Raw genomic sequence first — 24,848 nt, forward strand, 5'->3', positions numbered from 1 at the left:
TTCAAATGTGGGTATGACTGAGTTCGCGCATGCGCTGCAGGACTGCATTCAGCCCATTGCTGCGCGACGGCGACAGTTGACGGGAAAGCCCCAGCTGATTGAACCAATCCGGCAAGTCGACCGCCTGCAACTCGTCCGTCGACAACCCATTGACCCGTGCCAGCAGCAATGCCACCAAGCCACGAATCATCCGCGCATCGCTGCTCGCGGCGAACTGCCAGTGGCCATCGTGCAAGCGCCCCACCAACCACACCAGGCTCTCACAGCCCTGCACCAGGTTGGCATCGACCTTCTCCTCATCCGCCAATACGGGCAGGCGTTCACCCCACTGCATCAGCATGCGTGCCCGCTGTTCCCAACTGCCGACTGATTGGAAGGCCTCCAGCGCAGCAATTGCATCCACCGGCAGGCTCATCGCAGCATATCCAGCGCCTGGTCCAGCGCTTCAAAGAAGCGTTCCAGGTCATCGGAGTCGTTATACAGCGCCAGGGAGACACGGATCGCCCCCGACAAGTGCATCGCCTTGAGCAGCGGCATCGCGCAATGATGGCCGGCACGTACGGCAATGCCTTGTTCGGTCAGCAGGTGCGCGAGGTCGGCATTGTGCACGCCCTCGACCACAAAACTGACCAGCGCCGCCTGCGGCGACCCCAGCACACGGACGCCATTGCGTGCGTTCAGCCCGCTCAACAGGTAGTCATGCAGGGCCGCTTCATGGGTGAGAATCGCCTGTGGGTCCAGCGAACTCAGATAGTCCAGGGTCGCGCCCAGGCCGATCACGCTGGCAATCGGCGGGGTGCCGGCTTCGAACCCCAGCGGTGCCGGGCGGAAACTGGCGCTGTGGTAGTCGGCCTGTTGCACCATCTCGCCACCAAATTGCCAATGGCGCAGGTGATGCAGGGCCTCGTTGCGGCCATAGAGCACGCCGACGCCGTCCGGGCCGTACAGCTTGTGGCTGGAAAATACATAGAAGTCGCAGCCCAGGGCCTGCACGTCGTGGCGGCCGTGGACGATGCCTTGGGCGCCATCGACCACGGTCAGGGCACCGTGGGCCTGGGCCAACGCCAGCAAGGCCGGCAACGGCTGCCAGGTGCCAAGGACGTTGGACAGTTGGCTCATCGCCAGCAGGCGCGTACGCGGGCCGATCGACTCGGCGGCGGCTTGCAGGTCGATCACGCCGTCATCGCCGAGAGGCAATACCACCAGGGTGAGCGCGCGACGCTTGGCCAGTTGCTGCCACGGCAACAGGTTGGCGTGGTGTTCCAGGGCGCTGATGACAATCTCATCGCCCGCATTGAATAAGTGCTCAAGGCCATAAGCCAGGAGGTTCAGCGCTGACGTCGCGCCGTGGGTGAACACGATTTGCCCGCTGTCACCTGCATTCAACCACTGCGCGACCTTGCTGCGACTGTCCTCGAAGGCCTGGGTCGCATGGGCACCCGGCAAATGCTGGGCGCGGTGCACATTGGCGGCGCCATTGGCGTAGTAATGGCTGATGGCATCCAGCAGGGCCTGGGGTTTTTGCGTCGTCGCGGCGTTGTCCAGATAAGTCTGGTCTTGCCGTTGCAGGGTGGCGATGGCCGGAAAGTCGGCGCGCCAGGGGGAGGGCACAAGCATGGTGTTCAAGACTCGTATAAGCGGGCCCCAGGGTCGGGGCCCGCCAGTGGCATCGAGTGGCTGCTTAGTTGTGAGCGTGCAGCGCTTCGTTCAGTTCGATGGCCGATTTGTGGGTTTTGCACTCCACGGCACCGGTCTCGGAGTTACGGCGGAACAGCAGGTCCGGTTGGCCGGCCAGCTCACGGGCCTTGACCACCTTGACCAGTTGGTTCGACTCGTCCAGCAGCGCAACCTTGGTGCCGGCGGTGACGTACAGGCCCGACTCCACGGTGTTGCGGTCGCCCAATGGGATACCGATACCGGCGTTGGCGCCGATCAGGCAGCCTTCGCCGACCTTGATCACGATGTTGCCGCCGCCCGACAGGGTGCCCATGGTCGAGCAACCGCCGCCCAGGTCCGAACCCTTGCCGACGAACACGCCAGCCGATACACGGCCTTCGATCATGCCCGGGCCTTCGGTGCCGGCGTTGAAGTTGACGAAACCTTCATGCATCACGGTGGTGCCTTCGCCCACGTAGGCACCCAGGCGGATACGCGCGGCATCCGCGATACGCACGCCGCTCGGTACCACGTAGTCGGTCATTTTCGGGAACTTGTCCACCGAGAACACTTCCAGCAACTCGCCACGCAGGCGGGCTTCCAGTTGGCGTTCGGCCAACTCGTTGATGTCGATTGCGCCCTGGCTGGTCCAGGCCACGTTCGGCAGTTGCGGGAATACACCGGCGAGGCTCAGGCCATGCGGCTTGACCAGGCGATGGGACAGCAGGTGCAGCTTGAGGTAGGCCTCCGGGGTGGACGTCAGTGCGGCGTCTTCGGCCAGCAAGGTGGCGACCAGCGGCGTGTGGCTTTCGGCCAGGCGGCTCAGCAGGGCGGCCTGGGTAGCGTCGACGCCTTTGAGCGCGTCGGCCAGTTGCAGGGCCTGGGCGACGGTGAAGGTGATTGCCTGGTTGCCTTCGCTGTAGCCGAGGATCGGCGCGATGGCGGCAACGATTTCAGCCGATGGGTTGAGCAGGGGTTGTGCGTAAAACACTTCCAGCCAAGCACCTTGGCGGTTCTGAGTGCCGACGCCGAAGCCCAGGCTGAACAGGGAATTGGACATGCTGTTACCTCTACAAAAATGGAAGGGCTGGCCTACTTGAGGGCCGCCGAATAACTATCTGGCTTGAAGCCAATCAGGGTTCTGTCGCCGAGATCAAGCACCGGGCGCTTGATCATCGAAGGTTGTGCGAGCATCAATTCAATGGCTTTCGACTGATCGAGATCGGCTTTGCGTTCGTCTTCGAGTTTGCGAAAGGTGGTGCCCGCACGGTTCAAAACCACCTGCCAACCGTGCTCGTTGCACCATTGGGTCAAGTGTTCGCGGTCGATACCGGCCGTTTTGTAGTCGTGGAACTCATAGCTCACCGCGTGCTCGTCGAGCCAGGTGCGCGCCTTTTTCATGGTGTCGCAGGCTTTGATGCCGAAAAGGTGCAACGTTTTGCTTGAAGCGGTCAAGGAATTGCCCCCCCTGCTTTACTGATGCAAGTGCCAATGAAAATGAAAGGTCACGGATTATGCCACGCCCAGAGATTTTGGGTGCCGCTCGTCAGCAGCGTGCGACTTTTGTGCAAAAGCCAGCGCGCAGCATAGGCCGGTAAGATAGCCGGGTAATATGGCACTTCAACGGCCAGTTGTTGCCTGATGTGTGTCGTTGCAAGCCGATCGTCCGGGAAACCCGCGTTATGCAAACCGCCTACACCGTTCTTATCTTGCTGATGCTGGTCAGCGTTTCGCGTCTGGTCGGACGTGTCATCCCCCTGCCGTTACCCCTGGTGCAGATTGCCGCCGGCGCCTTGCTGGCCTGGCCCACGCTGGGACTGCATGTGGCGCTGGACCCGGAGCTGTTCCTGTTTCTGTTCCTGCCACCGCTGCTGTTCTCCGATGGCTGGCGAATGCCCAAGCGCGAATTGTGGCGCCTGCGTGGGCCGATCCTGACACTCGCCGTCGGGTTGGTGCTGTTCACCGTGGTCGGTGCCGGCTACTTCATTCATTGGCTATTGCCGACAATCCCGCTGCCGGTGGCCTTCGCCCTCGCGGCCGTGTTGTCGCCTACCGATGCCGTGGCCGTGTCGGCAATTGCCCAGAACCGCTTGCCGACGCCGCTGATGCATATGCTTCAGGGCGAAGCGTTGATGAATGACGCCTCGGGCCTGGTGACCTTCAAGTTCGCCTTGGCGGCCGCGTTGACCGGTGTGTTCTCGTTGGCCGATGCCAGCCTGACCTTTGTCTTGGTGGCCTTGGGCGGCCTGGCGGTGGGGGTGGCGCTGAGTTGGCTGGTCGGCCGCCTGCGCGCCTGGATGATTGCCCGGGGCTGGGATGACCCGGCAACGCATGTGGTGTTCATGTTGCTGTTGCCGTTTGCGGCCTACGTGTTGGCCGAACAGCTCGGCGCCTCGGGCATCTTGTCGGCGGTCGCGGCGGGCATGATGCAAAGCTGGCTCGACCTGCTGCCTCGCCAGACCAGCACGCGCCTGCTCAATCGCAGTGTCTGGTCATTGCTGGAATTTGCCTTCAATGGCCTGATCTTCCTGCTGTTGGGCCTGCAATTGCCGGACATCATCAAGGCCGTGGCCAGTCATGAGCCGACGCTGTGGCCCACCTTGTTGTATCGCTGCCTGGATGTGATTGCGATTTTCCTGGTGCTGGTGGTGTTGCGTTTTATCTGGGTGCAGAGCATCTGGAGGCTGTCGGGGTTATTGCGGCGGCTGCGAGGCCAAAGTGATCTGACGTTGGTGCCAACCGCCCGATCCTGTTGGCTCTTGACGGTCGGCGGTGTGCGCGGTGCGGTGACCCTGGCGGGTGTGATGTCGGTGCCTTTGCTGCTGGCGCCAGGCAAAGATTTTCCTGAGCGTGATCTGCTGATCTTTATCGCGGCCGGGGTGATCCTGCTTTCGCTGGTCGCCGCCTGCATTGCCTTGCCACTGTTGCTGCGGGGTATCGAAAAGAGCCCCGATGAGAAGCGTCATAAGGAAGTGCGGGAGGCATGGAAAAAGACCGCCGTGGCAGCGATTCACGCACTGGAGGCGGAAGAGCCCGTAGAGTCGGAAACCTCCGACGCCGCCCAGGCGGCGCTGGCTACGGAGCTCAAGGCACGGCTGATGTCGGAATACCGCCATCAGTTGGAAGTGTTCAACGACTCTGCCGAAGCCCAGGCGCTTGCGATGCAGATGGATCTGCTCGAGCGAAAGCTGCGGCTCAAGGCCCTGCGTGCGCAACGCTTGGAGTTGTACAGCTTGAGCCGTCATCACCAAATTGGTGATGACGTTTTGAGGGAAGTGCTGGCGGAGCTGGATATGAGTGAGGCGAATCTGGGCCAGGTGAAATGACCCGGTTGCTTACCGACGACGCTGAATGAAATCGCGAATCCGTTCAGCCGCCTCCACACACTCGGCCAGCGGCGCAACCAACGCCAGGCGCACGCGTCCGGCGCCGGGGTTCACGCCATCCACTTCCCGGGACAGGTACGAACCCGGCACCACGGTCACGTGTTCCTCCACGAACAAATCGCGGCAGAACGCGGCATCATCGCCTTGCACATTCGGCCACAGGTAGAAGCCGCCGTCCGGGGCTTGTACGTCCAGCACCGGCTTGAGGATTGCCAGCACGGCATCAAACTTCTCGCGGTACAGGTCGCGGTTGGCCTGCACATGGGCCTCGTCCTGCCAGGCCGCGATGCTTGCCAGCTGGGTTTGCACCGGCATCGCACAGCCATGGTAAGTGCGGTACAGCAGGAAACCCTTGAGGATCTCGGCGTCGCCCGCGACAAAACCGGAGCGCAGGCCTGGCAGGTTGGAGCGCTTGGACAGGCTGTGGAACACCACGCAACGCTTGAAGTCCTGGCGGCCCAGCTCGACGCACGCGCTGAGCAGGCCCGGTGGCGGGGTTTGTTCGTCGAAGTACAGTTCGCTGTAGCACTCGTCGGCGGCGATAACGAAGTCATATTCGTCGGCCAGGGCGATGAGTTTTTTCAGGGTGTCGACCGGGATCAGTGCACCGGTCGGGTTGCCGGGGGAGCACAGGAACAGGATCTGGCAGCGTTTCCAGATGTCCGGCGATACCGCGTCGAAATCCGGGTTGAAGCCGTTTTCATCCAGGCATGGCAGGTAATGCGGCTTGGCCCCGGCCAGGAACGCGGCGCCTTCGTAGATCTGGTAGAAGGGGTTCGGGCTGACCACCAGCGCGTCGTCGCCTCGGTTGACCACGGTCTGGGTGAAGGCGAACAGCGCTTCACGGGTGCCGTTGACCGGCAGGATAGTGCGCGCCGGATCCAGCCAGCCCTTGGGTACGTCGAAGCGGCGTTCGCACCAGGCACCGATGGCCTCCCGCAGGGCCGGGATGCCCAGGGTGGTGGGGTAGACCGCCATCTGGTCGAGGTTGTTGGCCAGGGCATCGGCAACGAACTGCGGCGATTTGTGCTTGGGTTCGCCGATGGACAACGCGATCGGGCGCTTGTCCGGGTTCGGCGTGACGCTGCCCAGCAGGGTGCGCAGCTTTTCGAACGGGTAGGGCTGGAGCTGGTTCAGGGCGTTGTTCATCGGTGGATCTCGTGCAAGGCGTTAAAAACTGGGAGGGAGCGGTGGGCCGCTCCTGGTATCAAATCGTCAGGCGCGTCAGCTCGACACCGGGTTCCTGGGTCACGCTCAACTGCTGCACGATCGCCGCCTGCAAGCGCAGGCACAGCTCCGGGTCGGACAGCGGCTGGTTATCGGCATCGGTAATAAAGAACACGTCCTCCACGCGCTCGCCGAGGGTCGCAATCTTGGCGTTCTGCAGTGACAAATCGAATTCCAGGAAAATGCCGCCGATCCGTGCCAGCAGGCCTGGCCGGTCCGGCGCGCTGAGTTCCAGCACGGTCACCGGGCGCTGCGCATCGTTGGAAATGGTCACCTGGGGCGCAAAGGCAAAATGCTTGAGCTGACGCGGTACCCGGCGCTGGATGATCGTCGGGTAGTCGTCGGGGTTACGCAGGGCTTCGGTCAGGCCTTCGCGGATCTTTTTCACCCGCGCCGGGTTATCGCCGATGGACTCGCCTTCGGTGTCGAGCACGATATAGGTGTCGAGGGTGAACTGGCTGCTGGAGGTGATCACCCGTGCGTCGTGGATGTTCAGGTTGAGCTGGTCCATGGCCGCCACGGTCACGGCGAAGAAGTCGTGCTGGTCGGGCGCATAGATGAAGATCTGCGTGCCACCTTCGAATTCGCGCTGGGTGGTTTCCTTGATCAACACCAGCGGGCCGCCATCGGCCGGCTGCTGCAGGATCGCGTCACTGTGCCAGGCCACATCGCCGGCGGTGTGGCGCAGGAAGTAATCGTCCCCCAATTGCGACCACAGTTGCTCGACGTCGTCCGGGTCGTTGCCGCCGCGCACCAGGATGTCCAGGGCGGCGCTTTGGGTGCGGCGGATCTGCTCTTCGCGGTCCACCGGGTTTTCCAGGCCACGGCGCAGCGCGCGCTTGGTCTCGGTGTAGAGCTGGCGCAACAGGCTGGCGCGCCAGGAATTCCACAGGGTCGGGTTGGTGGCGTTGATGTCGGAAACGGTCAGCACGTACAGGTAGTCGAGGCGGGTTTCATCGCCGACGATCCCGGCGAAGTCGTGGATCACCTGCGGGTCGGACAAGTCCTTGCGCTGGGCGGTGGTCGACATCACCAGGTGGTTCTGCACCAGCCACACGGTCAGGCGGCTGTCCCACAACGGCAGTTGGTGGCGTTGGCAGAACGCCTCGGCATCGACTGCGCCGATTTCCGAGTGATCGCCATGCCGGCCCTTGCCGATGTCGTGGTACAGGCCGGCCAGGTAGATCAACTCCGGTTTGGGCAGCTTGGCCATGAGCTTGCTGGCCAGCGGGAATTTCTCTGACACCTGGGTGTACTGCAACTTGCGCAGGTGCTTGATCAGGTTGAGGGTGTGGGCGTCCACGGTGTAGATGTGGAACAGGTCGTGCTGCATCTGCCCGACGATAAACCCGAACTCCGGCAGGTAACGCCCGAGGATGCCATAGCGGTTCATGCGCCGCAGGTTGCGGTGGATGCCGATCTTGCACTTGAACAGCTCGATAAACAGGCTGGTGTTGCGAATGTCGTTGCGAAAGTCATCGTCGATCAGGTGACGGTTTTCCCGCAGCAGGCGGATGGTGTCGGCGCGTACGCCCTTGATTTCCGGCTGCTGGGCCATCAGCACGAAGATTTCCAGCATGGCGAACGGAGTGCGGCGGAACACGTTGTCGTTGCGTGCCTCGATATAGCCGTCGTGCAGTTGGAAGCGCGAATTGATCGGCTGCGGCGGTGCTTCGTCTTCCGGAGCGAGGATCACTTCTTCGAAATGCTGGATGATCAGGTCGCTGAGCTGGGCAATGCTCATGACCACCCGGTAGTACTGCTGCATGAAGCTTTCGATGCTGGTCTTCGCGTCTTCGCCTTCAAACCCCAGCAGGGTGGCGATGGAGCGCTGGTGGTCGAACAGCAGGCGATCTTCGGAGCGCCCGGCGAGCATGTGCAGGGCGTAGCGCACTTTCCACAGGAATTCCTGGGACGATGCCAGCAGGGCGTTTTCGCTCTCCACCAGGAAGCCTTCTCCGGCCAGGGCGCGCAGGTTCAGGGTGCCGTATTGGCGACGTGCGACCCACAGAATCGTCTGGATGTCGCGCAACCCGCCCGGCGAGCCTTTGACGTTGGGTTCGAGGTTGTATTCGGTGTCGTTGTACTTGTGGTGCCGGGCCTTCTGCTCGGCACGCTTGGCCAGGAAGAAATCCTTGCTCGGCCACATGTGCGCGGTGCTGGTGACTTCGAGCATGCGCTGGCGCAGGCGCTCGGGGCCGGCGATGGTGCGGCTTTCCATCAGGTTGGTGATGACGGTCAGGTCGGCGCGGGCCTCTTCGGCGCACTCATCCACCGAGCGCACGCTCTGGCCGACTTCCAGGCCGATGTCCCACAGCAGTGTCAGAAAGCGCTCGATGGAATCGCGAAAGATCTCATGGTCGGCGCTGTCCAGCAGGATCAGCAGGTCGATGTCGGAGTACGGGTGCAGCTCGCCACGACCGTAGCCGCCGACCGCTACCAGGGCAATATCGGCGTCTTCGCTCCAGCTGAACTGTTCCCAGGCCTTTTGCAGGATGTTATCGACGAACCAGGCGCGGTCTTCGATCAGCCGGCGGATGTCCCGGCCGCTGCGAAAGCGCTCGTCGAGCACCTCGCGGGCCTGGCGGATCGCCTTTTTGAATGCGGCGATGGGGCTCGCCTTCAGTGCCAGCTCGGCCTGGAACTGGCCACGATCGAAGAGTTCGGGATCCACCTGGGGCATTGATCGGCTTTCCTTTCTATCTATCAGTCAGTCACAACACAGTTTGGGAAAACCTTGGCAGCCCTTCACGCCGAAACGCGTGGGATCGTGTCGTCGGCGCGCAGGGTGAAGATCTCGTAGCCGGTCTCGGTGACCAGCAGGGTGTGTTCCCACTGGGCCGAGAGCTTGCGGTCCTTGGTGATGGCGGTCCAGCCGTCGCCCAGCACCTTGGTGTCGGCCTTGCCCTGGTTGATCATCGGCTCGATGGTAAAGGTCATGCCTGCCTTGAGCTCCATGCCGGTGCCGGCGCGGCCGTAGTGCAGGATCTGCGGTTCTTCGTGGAAGACCGTACCGATACCGTGGCCGCAGAATTCGCGCACCACCGAGAAACCGTTCTTTTCGGCGTGCTTCTGGATCACTTCACCGATGTCGCCCAGGCGGCAGCCAGGCTTGACGATCTCGATGGCCTTGTACATGCATTCCTGGGTGACCTGGGACAGGCGCTCGGCCCACACCGGCACGGTGCCGACGTGGAACATGCGGCTGGTGTCGCCGAAGTAGCGGTCCTTGATCACGGTGACGTCGATGTTCAGGGTGTCGCCGTCCTTCAACGGCTTGTCGCCCGGAATCCCGTGGCACACCACGTGGTTGACCGAAGTGCAGATCGACTTGGGGAAGCCCTTGTAGTTCAGTGGCGCAGGAATGGCGCCCTGCACATTGACTATATAGTCGTGGCAGATCTGGTTCAGGGTTTCCGTGGTAACGCCGGGCTTGACGTGCTCGGCAATCATTTCCAGCACGTCGGCAGCCAGTTTGCCGGCAATGCGCATGCCGGCGATGTCTTCGGCGGTTTTCAAACTAACGGTCATACAGGCTCTCTCTAGCGCGATGCGCTGAAATCAATACGGTTTACGGGCGTGCGACAAAAGGTTGCAGAACTCGCACAAGCGCCAAAAAACGCGATTCTAACAGACGCGGGCGGCAAATCATGAGCCCCCGACGATCGCTTCTCTCTATCAGATGGGGTTATATCGGCTCTATTCAAAGGCTTGCGTACACGTCGCCCAGGCCAAATGTGATTGCGTGTTTCGTTTTCGCCCTTCGTGTGGTATAAAATGCGCCGCTTTCCGGGGATACCCCGAAAAGCTTAAATCCACACACGTGTCGACACGATGACCTGGGTGCCGGAGGCCTTGATGCCGCTGGTTGGTCATTGGGATACGTGGAGGCCAAACCCGACTTATTAAGGAACTATCATGTCCCAAGTCAACATGCGCGATATGCTGAAGGCCGGTGTGCACTTCGGTCACCAGACCCGTTACTGGAACCCGAAAATGGGTAAATACATTTTCGGCGCGCGTAACAAGATCCACATCATCAACCTTGAAAAAACCCTGCCAATGTTCAACGAAGCTCTGACTTTCGTAGAGCGCCTGGCCCAGGGCAAAAACAAGATCCTGTTCGTCGGCACCAAGCGTTCCGCTGGCAAGATCGTTGCTGAAGAAGCAGCACGTTGCGGTTCGCCGTACGTCGATCACCGCTGGTTGGGCGGCATGCTGACCAACTTCAAAACCATCCGTGCTTCCATCAAGCGTCTGCGTGACCTTGAAGTGCAGGCCGAAGACGGTACTTTCGCCAAGCTGACCAAGAAAGAAGCGCTGATGCGCACTCGTGACCTGGAAAAGCTCGATCGTTCCCTGGGTGGCATCAAGGACATGGGCGGTCTGCCTGACGCACTGTTCGTTATCGACGTTGATCACGAGCGCATCGCGATCACCGAAGCCAACAAGCTGGGCATCCCTGTTATCGGCGTAGTCGATACCAACAGCAGCCCGGAAGGCGTTGACTACATCATCCCAGGCAACGATGACGCCATCCGCGCCATCCAGCTGTACATGGGTTCGATGGCTGACGCTGTCATCCGTGGTCGCAACCACGTTGCTGGTGGCACCGAGCAGTTCGTTGAAGAAGCTCCGGTAGTCGCAGCTGAGTAATTGACGCCCTGGCGTTGACTCAGTAAGCAAAAAGGGGGCTTGGCCCCCTTTTTGCCACCTCGAAAACCATTTGTCAGCAGCGCAGCTACATCACCTGTAACGTGCAGCGGCTAACAAGGGTGGTTCGGGAAGAATTGATCCCCCGTTCGATCGGGTGGAATGGTTGAAAACCTATCCAAGAGGAATTTGAAAATGGCAGCAATTACTGCAGCGTTGGTTAAAGAACTGCGTGAGCGTACCGGCGAAGGCATGATGGATTGCAAGAAAGCCCTGGAAAAGGCTGACGGCGACATCGAAAAAGCCATTGATGACATGCGTGCTTCCGGCGCCATCAAGGCTGCCAAGAAAGCAGGCAACGTGGCTGCTGAAGGCGCTATCGCTCTGAAAGAAGACGGCAAGTCTGCTGTTCTGCTGGAAGTGAACTCCCAGACCGACTTCCTGGCCCTGCAGGACGACTTCAAGGCATTTGTTGCTGCCAGCGTTGAAAAAGCGTTCGCCGACAAGCTGACTGACGTCGCTCCGCTGATCGCCGCTCAAGAAGCTGATCGCCTGGTACTGGTCGGCAAGGTTGGCGAAAACGTCAACATCCGTCGCCTGGTGCGCGTTGAAGGTGATGTTGTCGGTGGTTACCTGCACGGCAACAAGATCGGCGTTGCAGTGGTCCTGAAGGGCGGCAACGTTGAGCTGGCCAAAGACATCGCTATGCACGTAGCGGCCAGCAACCCTGAGTTCCTGCTGCCTTCGGAAGTTTCTGCCGAAGCGATCGAGCGTGAAAAAGCGGTGTTCCTGCAGCTGAACGAAGAAAAAATCAAAGGCAAGCCAGAAAACATTGTTGAAAACATGGTCAAGGGCCGTATCAGCAAGTTCCTGGCTGAGGCAAGCCTGGTTGAGCAGGCGTTCGTCAAGAACCCTGAAATCAAGGTTGGCGAACTGGCCAAGAAAGCCGGTGCTGAAATCGTTTCCTTCACTTACTTCAAGGTAGGCGAAGGCATCGAGAAGCCGGTCGACAACTTCGCTGAAGAAGTTGCTGCCCAGCTGGCTGCCGCCAAGCAATAAGACAGTTTTTAACTGTCGCCCGAAAGAGGCTGCCCGCTCACGCGCGCAGCCTCTTTTCAAATGGGCAGGCCGATTTAATTTGGCTTACCCTCGGAACTGGCTTACAAAGCCGTGTTCCGATGGCGCTGTGAGAGCGTCCAGCTAGAGTGAACGCAAGCCGTAAACGGCTCGCCAAGAATTTTTTAAAAATACGCCGCAGGAGAGATTCGCAATGGCTCAGCAGGGCAGTGGTTATCAGGCTCGCTATAAACGCATTCTACTCAAGCTTAGCGGCGAGGCCCTGATGGGCTCGGAAGAGTTCGGGATCGACCCCAAGGTGCTCGACCGCATGGCGCTGGAAGTCGGCCAGTTGGTCGGCATCGGCGTGCAGGTCGGCCTGGTGATCGGTGGCGGTAACCTATTCCGCGGCGCGGCATTGAGTGCGGCCGGCATGGATCGGGTCACCGGCGACCACATGGGCATGCTGGCCACTGTGATGAACGCCCTGGCCATGCGTGACGCCCTGGAGCGTGCCAATATCTCGGCTATCGTGATGTCGGCTATTTCCATGGTGGGTGTGACCGATCACTATGATCGTCGCAAAGCCATGCGCCACCTGAATGCCAAAGAGGTGGTGATCTTCGCTGCCGGTACCGGCAACCCGTTCTTCACCACGGACTCGGCTGCTTGCCTGCGCGCCATCGAGATCGATGCCGACGTGGTGCTCAAGGCGACCAAGGTAGATGGCGTGTACACCGCAGACCCATTCAAAGACCCGCATGCCGAGAAGTTCGATCATCTGACCTACGATGAAGTGCTGGATCGCAAGCTGGGCGTGATGGACCTGACGGCTATTTGCCTGTGCCGCGACCACAAGATGCCGCTGCGCGTATTTAACATGAACAAGCCCGGTGCCCTGCTGAATATCGTACACGGCGGCGCGGAAGGGACTCTGATCGAGGAAGGCCAACAATGATCAACGAAATCAAGAAAGACGCCCAAGCGCGTATGCAGAAATCCCTGGAGTCTCTGAGCCACGCATTCGGCCAGATTCGTACCGGCAAGGCGCACCCGAGCATCCTGGGCAGCGTGATGGTGCCTTATTACGGCACTGATACCCCGCTGAGCGGCGTGGCCAACGTTACCGTAAAGGATTCGCGCACCCTGCAGGTCGTGGCCTTCGAGCGCAACATGCTCGCGGCAGTCGACAAGGCCATCCAGAGCGCCGGCCTGAACCTCAACCCCACCAACCTGGGTGAGTTGCTGCTGATCTCCATGCCGGCCCTGACTGAAGAAACCCGCAAGGGCTTCACCAAGCAGGCCCGCAGCGCGGCTGAAGATGCACGGGTTGCAGTGCGTAACATTCGTCGTGATGCCTTGGGCGAGCTGAAGAAGCTGGTCAAGGACAAGGAAATCAGCGAAGACGAAGAGCGTCGTGCCGTCGCCGATATCGACAAGCTGACCAAGGAAGCCGAGGCGAAGATCACCCAGGCAACCGACGAAAAAGAAAAGGACCTGATGGCCGTATAAGGGGTCAGGACGCCTTCATGGAAAAGACCAAGCAGACTGTGCCCTCCGTGGTGCCGCGCCATGTCGCGATCATCATGGATGGGAATAATCGCTGGGCGAAGAAACGCTTTATGCCGGGTGTCGCCGGGCATAAGGCGGGTGTCGATGCGGTGCGGGCCGTGATCGAGGTGTGTGCCGAGGCCAAGGTCGAGGTATTGACCCTGTTCGCGTTCTCCAGTGAAAACTGGCAGCGGCCCGCCGAAGAAGTCAGTGCCTTGATGGATCTGTTCTTCAAGGCCCTGCGTCGTGAGGCCAAGCGCCTGAATGACAACAACATCAGCCTGCGCATCATCGGCGACCGCTCGCGCTTTCACCCGGAACTGCAGGCGGCCATGCGTGAGGCCGAGGCGATCACTGCCGGCACTGACCGCTTTGTGCTGCAAATCGCGGCCAACTACGGTGGCCAGTGGGATATTGCCCAGGCTGCGCAGCGACTGGCCCGCGAAGTGCAGGCCGGTCATCTGCGGCCGGACGACATCACGCCTGAACTGTTACAGACCTGCCTGGTGACCGGCGACCTGCCGTTGCCTGACTTGTGTATCCGTACCGGTGGTGAGCATCGCATCAGCAATTTCCTCTTATGGCAATTGGCCTATACCGAGTTGTACTTCTCCGACCTGTTCTGGCCGGACTTCAAACACGATGCCATGCGCACTGCGCTGGCCGATTTCGCTTCCCGTCAGCGTCGCTTCGGTAAAACGAGTGAGCAGATCGAAGCTGGAGCCCGGGTTTAAATGCTTAAACAACGAATCATCACCGCACTGATACTGTTGCCGATTGCCTTGTGCGGGTTTTTCCTGCTGGATGGCTCCGGCTTTGCGCTGTTTATCGGCCTGGTGGTAACCCTGGGTGCCTGGGAGTGGGCGCGATTGGCAGGTTTCAACGCGCAGTTGCCGCGTGTGGTGTATGCCCTTGTGGTGGCGGTGCTGCTGTTTCTGATGCACACCCTGTCGAGCATTATCGTGCCTTGGGTGTTGGGGGCGGCGGTGCTGTGGTGGGCGCTTGCGACCTACCTGGTGCTGACTTTTCCGCGCAGCAGTGGCCAGTGGTCCAGTGTCGCCAGCAAGCTGGTGATTGGCTTGTTGATTCTGTTGCCTGCCTGGCAAGGGCTGGTGGAGGTCAAGAATTCGCCCATGGGTAACTGGCTGATCATGGCGGTGATGGTGCTGGTCTGGGGCGCAGACATCGGCGCCTACTTCTCTGGCCGGGCCTTCGGCAAGCGCAAGCTGGCGCCGGCAGTCAGTCCGGGCAAGAGTTGGGAAGGCGTGTATGGCGGCCTGGCGTTGACGCTGGTGATCACGCTTGTAGTGGGTTTGGTGCGCGACTGGTCGGCGAAGGAGATCTTCCTGGCCCTGCTGGGCACGGCCATCGTCGTATTTATCTCGGTGGTCGGTGATCTCACCGAAAGCATGTTCAAGCGCCAGGCCGGGATCAAGGACAGCAGCAACCTGCTGCCGGGTCATGGCGGGGTGCTGGATCGTATCGATAGCCTTACCGCAGCCATCCCGATCTTTGCCGTGCTGTTGTGGATGACCGCTTCGTGAGCCGCCTGCAACAAGTGACCGTGCTGGGTGCAACCGGCTCGGTAGGGTTGAGCACCCTGGATGTGATCGCTCGTCATCCTGACCGCTATCAAGTGTTTGCCTTGACCGGGTTCACCCGCCTCAGCGAACTGCTGGCACTGTGCGTGCGCCACGTGCCGCGCTTTGCCGTGGTGCCCGGGCGTTCGGCGGCACGGAGCCTGCAGGATGACCTGCGGGCTGCCGGGCTGGCCACTCAGGTATTGGTAGGGGAGGAGGGGTTGTGCCAGGTCTCGGCCGATGCCGAGGTGGATACAGTGGTGGCCGCTATCGTCGGTGCGGCCGGCTTGCGTCCGACCTTGGCTGCCGTGGATGCGGGCAAGAAGATCCTGCTGGCCAACAAAGAAGCGCTGGTGATGTCCGGCGCGCTCTTCATGCAGGCGGTGCGCAAGAGCGGCGCCGTATTGCTGCCCCTCGACAGTGAACACAATGCGATCTTCCAATGCATGCCCGGCGACTTTGCTCGTGGCCTGGGCCAGGTGGGTGTGCGTCGGATTCTGCTGACCGCGTCGGGTGGTCCTTTCCGGCAAACTCCCTTGGGGGAGTTGGAGCAGGTGTCTCCGGACCAGGCGTGCGCTCATCCTAACTGGTCGATGGGGCGCAAGATCTCCGTCGACTCGGCAAGCATGATGAATAAAGGCCTGGAGTTGATCGAGGCGTGCTGGTTGTTCGATGCGCGACCGGATCAGGTCGAGGTGGTGATTCACCCGCAAAGTGTGATTCATTCACTGGTCGACTATGTGGATGGCTCGGTATTGGCCCAATTGGGCAATCCGGATATGCGCACCCCGATCGCCAATGCCCTGGCCTGGCCGGAGCGAATCGATTCCGGTGTGGCGCCACTGGACCTGTTTGCCATTGCCCGCTTGGACTTCGAGGCGCCGGATGAGCAACGTTTTCCGTGCCTGCGTCTGGCGCGTGAGGCGGCGGAGGCAGGTAACAGCGCGCCGGCGATGCTCAACGCGGCGAATGAAGTGGCCGTGGCGGCGTTTCTCGAACGGCGCATCCGCTTTCCGCAGATCGCGAGTATCATCGAGGACGTCCTGGGTCTTGAACCCGTGGTGGCAGTCAATGACCTCGGCGCGGTATTCGAGGCGGACACCAAGGCACGGGCCTTGGCCGAACAATGGTTGGACCGCAACGCGCGTTAGTCTTGTGGGCGCGATTGAGCCCTGGGGCACTGGATTGGAATGCGGAGAAATTAGATGAGTGCGCTTTACATGATTGTCGGCACCCTGGTTGCTCTGGGTGTGCTGGTTACCTTCCACGAATTCGGCCACTTCTGGGTGGCACGTCGTTGCGGCGTCAAGGTACTGCGCTTTTCCGTCGGTTTCGGCATGCCACTGGTTCGCTGGCACGACCGGCATGGCACCGAGTTCGTGATCGCGGCCATCCCGTTGGGTGGCTACGTCAAGATGCTCGATGAGCGTGAAGGTGAAGTGCCGGCCGATCAGTTGGACCAATCCTTCAATCGCAAGACCGTTCGTCAGCGTATCGCCATTGTTGCGGCCGGTCCTATCGCCAACTTCCTCCTGGCGATGCTGTTTTTCTGGGTCCTGGCCATGCTCGGCAGCGAGCAGGTGCGTCCTGTCATCGGCGCGGTCGAGGCGGATAGTATCGCCGCCAAGGCAGGTCTGGTCGCAGGGCAGGAAATTGTTTCCATTGATGGTGAGCCGACGACGGGTTGGGGCGCGGTCAATTTGCAGCTGGTCCGTCGTTTGGGTGAAAGCGGCACCGTCAACGTCGTGGTGCGTGAGCAGGACTCCAGTGCCGAGACCCCGCGCACGTTGGCCTTGGACCATTGGCTCAAGGGCGCTGACGAGCCTGATCCGATCAAGTCCCTGGGCATCCGTCCATGGCGTCCTGCGCTGCCGCCAGTGCTTGCCGAGCTGGATCCGAAGGGGCCGGCCCAGGCCGCTGGCCTGAAAACCGGCGATCGCTTGCTGGCCCTCGATGGCCAGGCGTTGAGTGAGTGGCAGCAGGTAGTCGACCTGGTGCGCGTACGCCCTGATACAAGGATTGTGCTGAAAATTGAGCGTGACGGTGCTCAAATCGACGTCCCCGTGACCCTGGCGGTACGTGGGGAAGCCAAGGCGGCCGGGGGTTACCTGGGTGCAGGCGTCAAGAGTCCGGAGTGGCCGCCCTCGATGGTGCGTGAGGTCAGTTTCGGGCCGCTGGCGGCCATTGGCGAGGGTGCAAAACGCACCTGGACCATGAGTGTGCTGACCCTCGAATCCCTCAAGAAAATGTTGTTCGGCGAGCTCTCGGTAAAAAACTTGAGTGGACCGATAACCATTGCTAAAGTGGCGGGCGCTTCTGCCCAGTCGGGTGTCGCGGATTTCCTGAATTTCCTGGCTTATCTGAGTATCAGCCTGGGTGTTCTGAATTTGCTGCCCATTCCAGTATTGGATGGGGGGCATCTGTTGTTTTATCTGGTCGAGTGGGTGCGTGGTCGCCCCTTGTCGGATCGGGTGCAGGGTTGGGGGATACAGATCGGTATCAGCTTGGTGGTCGGGGTGATGTTATTAGCCTTGGTCAACGATCTGGGTCGACTGTAACGCTTCGCTGAATTGCGAATCTGCCGCATTTTGCGGCAGTTTGTTTATTGCCAGTTGGAATAAGAAAGGACTTCATGAAACGTCTGCTGCTAACTGCGGTTCTCACCGTATTGATGATCGCCGAAGTTCACGCCGAGTCCTTCACCATCTCCGATATTCGCGTCAACGGCCTCCAGCGGGTTTCCGCGGGTAGCGTCTTTGGTGCCTTGCCGTTGAACGTCGGGGAACAGGCTGATGACCGTCGCCTGGTGGAATCCACTCGTGCGCTGTTCAAAACCGGGTTCTTTCAAGACATCCAACTGGGTCGCGAAGGTAACGTCCTGGTCATCACCGTCGTCGAGCGACCTTCCGTCGCCAGTATCGAGATCGAAGGCAACAAGGCGATCTCCACTGAAGACCTGATGAAAGGCCTGAAGCAATCCGGCCTGGCCGAGGGCGAGATCTTCCAGCGCGCCACCCTTGAAGGTGTGCGTAACGAACTGCAGCGCCAGTACGTTGCCCAGGGTCGCTACTCCGCGACCGTGGAAACGGAAGTCGTGCCGCAGCCTCGTAACCGTGTCGGCCTCAAGGTCAACATCAACGAAGGTACCGTGGCGGCCATTCAGCACATCAACGTGGTGGGCAACACCAAGTTCGCTGATGAAGACCTGATCGACCTGTTCGAGCTCAAGACCACCAACTGGTTGTCGTTCTTCAAGAACGATGACAAGTACGCCCGCGAAAAACTCTCCGGTGACCTGGAGCGCCTGCGTTCCTACTACCTGGACCGTGGCTATATCAACATGGATATCGCTTCGACCCAGGTGTCCATCACCCCGGACAAGAAGCACGTCTACATCACTGTCAACGTCAACGAAGGCGAGAAGTACAAGGTTCGTGACGTTAAGCTCAGCGGCGACTTGAAAGTGCCTGAAGACCAGGTCAAGGCCCTGTTGCTGGTGCAGAAAGACCAGGTGTTCTCGCGCAAGCTGATGACCACCACGTCCGAACTGATCACCCGTCGCCTGGGTAACGAAGGCTATACCTTCGCCAACGTCAACGGCGTGCCTACCCCCCACGATGAAGACCACACCGTGGACATCACCTTTGTCGTCGACCCAGGCAAGCGTGCCTACGTGAACCGCATCAACTTCCGTGGCAACACCAAGTCCGCGGACGAAGTGCTGCGCCGCGAAATGCGCCAGATGGAAGGTGGCTGGGCGTCGACTTACCTGATCGACCAGTCCAAGACCCGTCTTGAGCGCCTGGGCTTCTTCAAGGAAGTGAACGTCGAAACGCCAGCCGTACCGGGTGTGGATGACCAGGTTGACGTGAACTACGCCGTGGAAGAGCAAGCGTCGGGTTCGATCACCGCCAGTGTCGGTTTCGCACAGAGTGCCGGCCTGATCCTCGGTGGTTCCATCACCCAGAACAACTTCCTGGGTACCGGTAACAAGGTGTCCATCGGCCTGACCCGAAGCGAATACCAGAGCCGTTATAACTTCGGTTATGTCGACCCCTACTGGACCGCGGACGGTGTGAGCCTGGGCTACAACGCCTTCTATCGCACCACCGACTACAAAGACCTCGACGTCGACGTAGCCAGCTATGCAATCGACAGCCTGGGCGTAGGCGCCAACATCGGTTATCCGATCAGCGAGACCTCGCGCCTGACCTTCGGCCTGACTGCGCAACAGGATGAGATCAAGACCGGTGTGTACACCGTGGACGAGATCTTCGACTTCACTCGCAAGGAAGGCGACAAGTTCCTGAACTTCAAGGCGTCCGCCGGCTGGTCCGAGTCGACCCTGAACAAAGGCGTGCTTGCCACCCGTGGTCATTCCCAGAGCCTGACGCTGGAAGCAACGACGCCGGGCAGCGACCTGTCGTTCTTCAAGCTCGACTACCGTGGCCAGTTGTTCCAGCCGCTGAGCGATAACTACACCATGCGCCTGCACACCGAGCTGGGCTATGGCGACGGTTATGGTTCCACCAATGGGCTGCCGTTCTACGAGAACTACTACGCGGGTGGCTTCAACTCCGTGCGGGGCTTCAAGGACAGCACCCTGGGTCCACGTGGTACACCGAGCCGTGGCGTTGGTGTGACCGGTAACCAGGGCACCGTCGCGGACTCCGACAACGACCCGCTGCCATTCGGTGGTAACGTGTTGATCCAGGGTGGTGCGGAAATCCTGTTCCCGCTGCCGTTCGTCAAGGATCAGCGGTCCCTGCGTACTTCGGTCTTCTGGGATGTGGGTAACGTGTTCGACTCCAAGTGCGAACAGATCACCAACCCAAGCGGCGTGAAGTCACGGACTGAGTGCAACGACGTGAGCCTCAGCAACCTGGCGAGCTCGGTGGGTGTCGGTGTGACCTGGGTGACTGCGCTTGGCCCGTTGAGCTTTGCTCTGGCCATGCCGATCAAGAAACCGGATAACGCTGAAACCCAGATTTTCCAATTCTCCCTCGGCCAGACGTTCTAAGCGTCTGACCCAAGATAACGACAACGGATTCTGTAGGAGTACATCGTGCGTAAGTTGACTCAATTGGTTCTGCTGGCCACCGTGCTGGTAGCCACCCCGGCCTTCGCCGAAATGAAAATCGCCGTCCTGAACTATCAGATGGCCCTGCTGGAATCCGATGCGGCCAAGAAATACGCCGTGGATGCCGAGAAAAAATTCGGTCCGCAACTGACCAAGCTCAAGACGTTGGAAAGCAGCGCCAAGGGTATCCAGGACCGTCTGGTAGCGGGTGGCGACAAGATGCAGCAAGGCGAGCGCGAGCGTCTGGAGCTTGAGTTCAAGCAAAAGGCCCGTGACTACCAGTTCCAATCCAAGGAGCTGAACGAAGCCAAGGCTGTTGCCGACCGTGAAATGCTGAAACAGCTGAAGCCTAAACTCGACAGCGCCGTGGAAGAAGTCATCAAGAAAGGTGCCTTTGACCTGGTGTTCGAGCGTGGCGCCGTGATTGACGTCAAGCCTCAATACGACATCACCCGTCAGGTGATCGAGCGCATGAACCAGCTGAAGTAAGCCATGACCGCGACTATCAAGCTCGGCGAGTTGGCCGAGTTCCTGGGAGCCACCTTGCGTGGTTCCCCGGAGAAGGAAATTACTGGGCTAGCCACCTTGCAGGAGGCTGGCCCAGCTCAGTTGAGCTTCCTCGCAAACCCCCAATACCGTAAATACCTGGTCGACTGCCAGGCCGCAGCCGTGTTGCTGAAGGCCGCTGACGCCGAGAGTTACGCCGGGGATGCCCTGGTAGTGGCTGACCCCTACCTGTCGTACGCAAAGGCGTCGCATCTGTTCGACCCGAAGCCCAAGGCAGCAGGTGGTGTTCATCCGTCTGCGGTTATCGCCGATGATGCCCAGGTTGACCCTGCGGCCAGCATCGGTGCGTTTGCGGTGATCGAGAGCGGCGCACGCATCGCGGCCGGTGTAACGGTCGGTGCACATTGCTTTATCGGCGCTCGCTGTGTAATCGGCCCCGATGGTTGGCTGGCACCTCGCGTGACCCTGTACCACGACGTGCGTATCGGTGAACGTGTGGTCATTCAGTCGGGTGCGGTGATCGGCGGTGAAGGCTTTGGCTTTGCCAACTCGAAAGGCGCCTGGCACAAGATCGCCCAAGTCGGCGGCGTATTGATCGGCGACGACGTGGAAATCGGTGTCAACACCGCTGTTGATCGCGGAGCCCTGGCCGATACCGTGATCGGTAACGGCGTGAAGCTCGACAACCAGATCCAGATCGCCCACAACGTGCAGATTGGCGATCACACCGCCATGGCCGCGTGTGTAGGCATTTCCGGCAGCACCAAAATCGGCAAGCATTGCATGCTCGCCGGTGGCGTAGGGCTGGTGGGGCATATCGATATTTGCGACAACGTTTTCATCACCGGCATGACCATGGTCACCCACTCGATTACCGAACCGGGGGCCTACTCATCTGGTACCGCCATGCAGCCCGCAGCTGAATGGCGCAAGAGCGCAGCACGTTTGAGGCAGCTCGACGACATGGCTCGACGTCTCAAACAGCTGGAAAAGCGTGTTGGGGACGTGACCCCTGGCGGTAATGCTTCATCAGAAGGCTGATACCATTTCCATATCAAGTGTGCACAGCCGCTAGACTGCCTCCTTGATTTGCTAGCGGGGCGTGCGTTTAGTCGCCCGCCCCCAATCTTTATTACAGGCTTCCCCCCGAAATGATGGACATCAACGAGATTCGCGAATACCTGCCTCACCGTTACCCGTTCCTGCTGGTGGACCGTGTAGTGGACCTGAATGTTGAGGAAAAGCGCATTCGTGCCTACAAGAATGTCAGCATCAACGAACCGTTCTTCAACGGTCACTTTCCCGCGCATCCCATCATGCCGGGCGTATTGATCATCGAAGCAATGGCCCAGGCTGCCGGTATCCTTGGTTTCAAAATGCTCGACCTCAAGCCTGCCGACGGCACGCTTTACTATTTCGTGGGCTCCGACAAGTTGCGCTTTCGCAACCCGGTTACCCCGGGTGACCAGTTGATCCTGGAAGCCAAGTTCATCAGCTGCAAGCGCCAGATCTGGAAGTTCGAATGCCAGGCCTCGGTAGATGGCAAGCCGGTGTGCTCTGCCGAGATCATCTGTGCGGAACGCAAACTATGAGTTTGATTGACCCTCGCGCAATCATCGATCCGTCGGCCGTACTGGCCGCCGACGTTGAGGTCGGCCCCTGGTCGATCATCGGCGCAGGTGTGGAAATCGGCGAGGGGACTGTCATCGGGCCGCACGTGATCCTCAAGGGTCCGACCCGCATTGGCAAACATAACCGCATCTACCAGTTTTCCTCGGTAGGCGAAGACACCCCGGACATGAAGTACAAGGGTGAAGAAACCCGCCTGGTAATCGGTGATCACAACATCATCCGTGAAGGCGTGACCATTCACCGTGGCACCGTGCAGGATCGTGCCGAGACCACGCTGGGTGATCACAACCTGGTCATGGCCTATGCCCATATCGGTCATGACAGCGTGATCGGCAACCACTGCATCCTGGTCAACAACACCGCGTTGGCTGGCCATGTACACGTTGACGATTGGGCGATCCTGTCCGGTTTTACCCTGGTGCATCAGTATTGCCATATCGGCGCCCACAGCTTTTCCGGCATGGGCACTGCCATCGGCAAGGACGTTCCGGCGTTCGTCACGGTGTTCGGCAACCCGGCCGAAGCCCGCAGCATGAACTTCGAAGGCATGCGCCGTCGTGGCTTCAGCGAAGAGGCGATCCACGCCCTGCGCCGCGCCTACAAGGTGGTCTACCGTCAGGGGCTGACGGTGGACCAGGCGTTGATCCAACTGGCCGAGCCGGCAGCGTTGTTTCCGGAAGTCGCGGTGTTCCGTGACTCGATCCAGGCGTCGACCCGCGGCATCACCCGCTGATCATGGCTACTCTGCGTATCGCGCTGGTGGCCGGAGAAGCTTCCGGCGACATTTTGGGCGCAGGTCTGATGCGGGCACTCAAGGCCCGGCACCCTGCGGTGGAATTTATCGGTGTCGGCGGCCCGCTGATGCAGGCCGAAGGCCTGACGTCATACTTCCCCATGGAGCGTCTGTCGGTCATGGGCCTGGTCGAGGTGCTGGGTCGCCTGCGTGAGCTCCTGGCTCGTCGCAAGCTGCTGATCCAGACGCTGATCGAAGAAAAGCCCGACGTGTTTATCGGCATCGATGCGCCGGACTTCACCCTCAATATCGAACTCAAGTTGCGTCAGGCCGGGATCAAGACCGTGCACTACGTCAGCCCCTCTGTGTGGGCGTGGCGGCAGAAACGTGTGTTGAAGATCCGCGAAGGCTGCGACCTGATGTTGACCCTGTTGCCGTTCGAGGCCAGGTTCTACGAGGAGAAGGGCGTGCCGGTAAGGTTTGTCGGGCATACCCTGGCTGACAGCATTCCTTTGCAGGCTGATCGTGCAGCCGCGCGTGCCGAGCTGGGGTTGCCCGAAGGCCCGCTCGTTGCGCTGATGCCGGGCAGTCGAGGCGGCGAAGTGGGCCGTCTTGCCAGCGTGTTTTTCGATGCTGCCGAGCGCCTGCAAGCCTTGAAGCCCGGGATACGGTTCGTGTTGCCCTGCGCCAGCCCGCAACGGCGTGCACAAATCGAGACACTGCTGGTCGGTCGCAATCTGCCATTGACCCTGCTCGACGGCCAGTCGCACCTGGCCCTGGCGGCCTGTGATGCGGTGCTGATCGCTTCGGGCACCGCGACCTTGGAGGCCCTGCTCTACAAGCGCCCGATGGTCGTGGCCTATCGCCTGGCACCGCTGACCTTCTGGATTCTCAAGCGCATGGTCAAAAGTCCTTACATCTCCTTGCCCAACTTGCTGGCCCAGCGCTTGTTGGTGCCGGAATTATTGCAGGACGATGCAACCCCCGAAGCCCTCGCGCAAACCCTATTGCCCTTGATCGACGGCGGCGAAGAACAGACCCGCGGTTTTGACGACATCCACCGCACCCTGCGCCGTGATGCCTCGAACCAGGCGGCCGACGCCGTATTGACCTTGATCGGCCAAAAACAGGAAGCTTTATGAGCACGCAAATAGGCCTGGATTTCAGCCTCGTTGCCCAAACCCACGAACTGGTGGCCGGCGTTGACGAAGTGGGGCGCGGCCCGCTGTGTGGCGCGGTGGTGACGGCGGCCGTGATCCTGGATCCGAACCGTCCGATCCTGGGCCTCAACGACTCGAAAAAACTCACCGAAGCGCGTCGTGAAAAACTCTACGACGAAATCTGTGAAAAGGCCCTGAGCTGGCATATCGCCCGGGCCGAAGTCGAAGAAATCGACGAATTGAACATCCTGCACGCCACGATGCTGGCCATGCAGCGTGCCGTTGAAGGCCTGCATATCACGCCAAAACTGGCGATGATCGACGGCAACCGTTGCCCGAAGCTGGCGATGCCGGCTGAGGCGGTGGTCAAGGGTGATAGCAAGGTTCCAGCCATTGCCGCCGCGTCGATCCTGGCCAAGGTCAGCCGAGACCGTGAAATGGCTGCCTTCGAATTGATTTACCCCGGCTACGGCATCGGGGGCCATAAAGGCTATCCGACGCCCGTTCATCTGGAAGCCCTGGCCCGTCTCGGCCCAACGCCGATCCATCGGCGCTCGTTTGCCCCGGTGCGCCAGGCGTATGAGCTGCGCGAGAACCTCAGCGAGGTTTAGTCGCAAGGCTGATGTT

At 60.4% G+C, this 24,848-nt stretch carries 23 protein-coding genes; 16 read left to right on the forward strand and 7 right to left on the reverse strand.

Going from position 1 to position 24,848, the window contains the following annotated elements; translation table 11 throughout:
• Position 1: 1 nt before the first annotated feature.
• From C8K58_RS16675 to C8K58_RS16690, 4 genes are all read right to left on the reverse strand, one after another.
• The gene (locus C8K58_RS16675; protein WP_108573945.1) at positions 2–415 is read right to left on the reverse strand and encodes a SufE family protein; all 414 of its coding nucleotides are present in this window, start codon (positions 413–415) and stop codon (positions 2–4) included.
• Complete coding sequence (locus C8K58_RS16680) at positions 412–1,617, reverse strand: aminotransferase class V-fold PLP-dependent enzyme (RefSeq protein WP_108573946.1); 1,206 nt, start codon at positions 1,615–1,617, stop codon at positions 412–414. Before C8K58_RS16680 ends, C8K58_RS16675 begins: the two co-directional genes overlap by 4 nt.
• A 64-nt stretch (positions 1,618–1,681) precedes the next feature.
• Positions 1,682–2,716: a 2,3,4,5-tetrahydropyridine-2,6-dicarboxylate N-succinyltransferase gene (gene dapD / locus C8K58_RS16685; RefSeq protein ID WP_027604485.1), complete on the reverse strand. Its 1,035-nt coding sequence runs from the start codon at positions 2,714–2,716 to the stop codon at positions 1,682–1,684.
• A gap of 32 nt (positions 2,717–2,748) precedes the next feature.
• Complete coding sequence (locus C8K58_RS16690; RefSeq protein WP_231982825.1) at positions 2,749–3,057, reverse strand: arsenate reductase; 309 nt, start codon at positions 3,055–3,057, stop codon at positions 2,749–2,751.
• Positions 3,058–3,338: 281 nt separating this feature from the next.
• Between C8K58_RS16690 and C8K58_RS16695 the strand changes: the two genes are divergently transcribed.
• Entirely contained in the window at positions 3,339–4,982 is a 1,644-nt protein-coding gene (locus tag C8K58_RS16695; RefSeq protein ID WP_108573947.1) for a Na+/H+ antiporter, read from the forward strand.
• Between the two features lie 9 nt (positions 4,983–4,991).
• On the opposite strand, the gene dapC is transcribed toward C8K58_RS16695, so the two are convergent.
• From dapC to map, 3 genes are all read right to left on the reverse strand, one after another.
• Complete coding sequence (dapC, locus tag C8K58_RS16700) at positions 4,992–6,191, reverse strand: succinyldiaminopimelate transaminase (RefSeq protein WP_108573948.1); 1,200 nt, start codon at positions 6,189–6,191, stop codon at positions 4,992–4,994.
• Positions 6,192–6,249: 58 nt separating this feature from the next.
• The gene (locus C8K58_RS16705; protein ID WP_108573949.1) at positions 6,250–8,952 is read right to left on the reverse strand and encodes a [protein-PII] uridylyltransferase; all 2,703 of its coding nucleotides are present in this window, start codon (positions 8,950–8,952) and stop codon (positions 6,250–6,252) included.
• 65 nt (positions 8,953–9,017) lie between these two features.
• Positions 9,018–9,800 carry a type I methionyl aminopeptidase gene (gene map / locus C8K58_RS16710; protein ID WP_012722594.1) on the reverse strand — a complete coding sequence of 261 codons (783 nt, stop codon included), beginning with the start codon at positions 9,798–9,800 and terminating at the stop codon, positions 9,018–9,020.
• A 387-nt stretch (positions 9,801–10,187) separates the two neighbouring features.
• Here map and rpsB point away from each other — a divergent pair, with 387 nt between their 5' ends.
• The 15 genes from rpsB to rnhB all read left to right on the forward strand — a co-directional run bounded on the left by rpsB (position 10,188) and on the right by rnhB (position 24,832).
• Complete coding sequence (gene rpsB, locus C8K58_RS16715; protein WP_108573950.1) at positions 10,188–10,925, forward strand: 30S ribosomal protein S2; 738 nt, start codon at positions 10,188–10,190, stop codon at positions 10,923–10,925.
• Positions 10,926–11,117: 192 nt separating this feature from the next.
• Entirely contained in the window at positions 11,118–11,981 is an 864-nt protein-coding gene (tsf, locus tag C8K58_RS16720) for a translation elongation factor Ts (RefSeq protein WP_027604480.1), read from the forward strand.
• 211 nt (positions 11,982–12,192) lie between these two features.
• The gene (gene pyrH / locus C8K58_RS16725) at positions 12,193–12,936 is read left to right on the forward strand and encodes a UMP kinase (RefSeq protein ID WP_003172271.1); all 744 of its coding nucleotides are present in this window, start codon (positions 12,193–12,195) and stop codon (positions 12,934–12,936) included.
• Positions 12,933–13,490 carry a ribosome recycling factor gene (frr, locus tag C8K58_RS16730; RefSeq protein WP_027604479.1) on the forward strand — a complete coding sequence of 186 codons (558 nt, stop codon included), beginning with the start codon at positions 12,933–12,935 and terminating at the stop codon, positions 13,488–13,490. Before pyrH ends, frr begins: the two co-directional genes overlap by 4 nt.
• A gap of 17 nt (positions 13,491–13,507) precedes the next feature.
• Positions 13,508–14,263, forward strand: coding sequence for a polyprenyl diphosphate synthase (gene uppS, locus C8K58_RS16735; protein WP_027604478.1), 756 nt, complete (start codon positions 13,508–13,510; stop codon positions 14,261–14,263).
• Complete coding sequence (locus tag C8K58_RS16740) at positions 14,264–15,073, forward strand: phosphatidate cytidylyltransferase (protein ID WP_027604477.1); 810 nt, start codon at positions 14,264–14,266, stop codon at positions 15,071–15,073. It begins immediately after the preceding gene.
• Entirely contained in the window at positions 15,070–16,260 is a 1,191-nt protein-coding gene (gene ispC, locus C8K58_RS16745) for a 1-deoxy-D-xylulose-5-phosphate reductoisomerase (protein WP_027604476.1), read from the forward strand. Before C8K58_RS16740 ends, ispC begins: the two co-directional genes overlap by 4 nt.
• Positions 16,261–16,314: 54 nt before the next feature.
• The gene (gene rseP / locus C8K58_RS16750; protein ID WP_108573951.1) at positions 16,315–17,667 is read left to right on the forward strand and encodes a sigma E protease regulator RseP; all 1,353 of its coding nucleotides are present in this window, start codon (positions 16,315–16,317) and stop codon (positions 17,665–17,667) included.
• A gap of 74 nt (positions 17,668–17,741) precedes the next feature.
• Positions 17,742–20,129, forward strand: coding sequence for an outer membrane protein assembly factor BamA (gene bamA, locus C8K58_RS16755; protein ID WP_053137245.1), 2,388 nt, complete (start codon positions 17,742–17,744; stop codon positions 20,127–20,129).
• A 45-nt stretch (positions 20,130–20,174) separates the two neighbouring features.
• Entirely contained in the window at positions 20,175–20,678 is a 504-nt protein-coding gene (locus tag C8K58_RS16760; protein WP_003219314.1) for an OmpH family outer membrane protein, read from the forward strand.
• A 3-nt stretch (positions 20,679–20,681) separates the two neighbouring features.
• A complete protein-coding gene (lpxD, locus tag C8K58_RS16765) occupies positions 20,682–21,737 on the forward strand; it encodes a UDP-3-O-(3-hydroxymyristoyl)glucosamine N-acyltransferase (RefSeq protein WP_108573952.1) in 1,056 nt (351 codons plus the stop codon).
• A 110-nt stretch (positions 21,738–21,847) separates the two neighbouring features.
• Positions 21,848–22,288 carry a 3-hydroxyacyl-ACP dehydratase FabZ gene (gene fabZ / locus C8K58_RS16770; protein ID WP_003172281.1) on the forward strand — a complete coding sequence of 147 codons (441 nt, stop codon included), beginning with the start codon at positions 21,848–21,850 and terminating at the stop codon, positions 22,286–22,288.
• Positions 22,285–23,061, forward strand: coding sequence for an acyl-ACP--UDP-N-acetylglucosamine O-acyltransferase (gene lpxA / locus C8K58_RS16775; RefSeq protein ID WP_027604472.1), 777 nt, complete (start codon positions 22,285–22,287; stop codon positions 23,059–23,061). Before fabZ ends, lpxA begins: the two co-directional genes overlap by 4 nt.
• Before the next feature lie 2 nt (positions 23,062–23,063).
• The gene (lpxB, locus tag C8K58_RS16780; RefSeq protein ID WP_027604471.1) at positions 23,064–24,203 is read left to right on the forward strand and encodes a lipid-A-disaccharide synthase; all 1,140 of its coding nucleotides are present in this window, start codon (positions 23,064–23,066) and stop codon (positions 24,201–24,203) included.
• Positions 24,200–24,832 (forward strand): ribonuclease HII, encoded by a 633-nt coding sequence (rnhB, locus tag C8K58_RS16785; RefSeq protein WP_027604470.1) that lies wholly within the window; start codon positions 24,200–24,202, stop codon positions 24,830–24,832. The genes lpxB and rnhB overlap by 4 nt, the downstream gene beginning before the upstream one ends.
• The last annotated feature ends 16 nt before the right edge of the window (positions 24,833–24,848 follow it).

The sequence above is a fragment of the Pseudomonas sp. GV047 genome (assembly GCF_003058245.1).
Classification (GTDB): domain Bacteria; phylum Pseudomonadota; class Gammaproteobacteria; order Pseudomonadales; family Pseudomonadaceae; genus Aquipseudomonas; species Aquipseudomonas marginalis.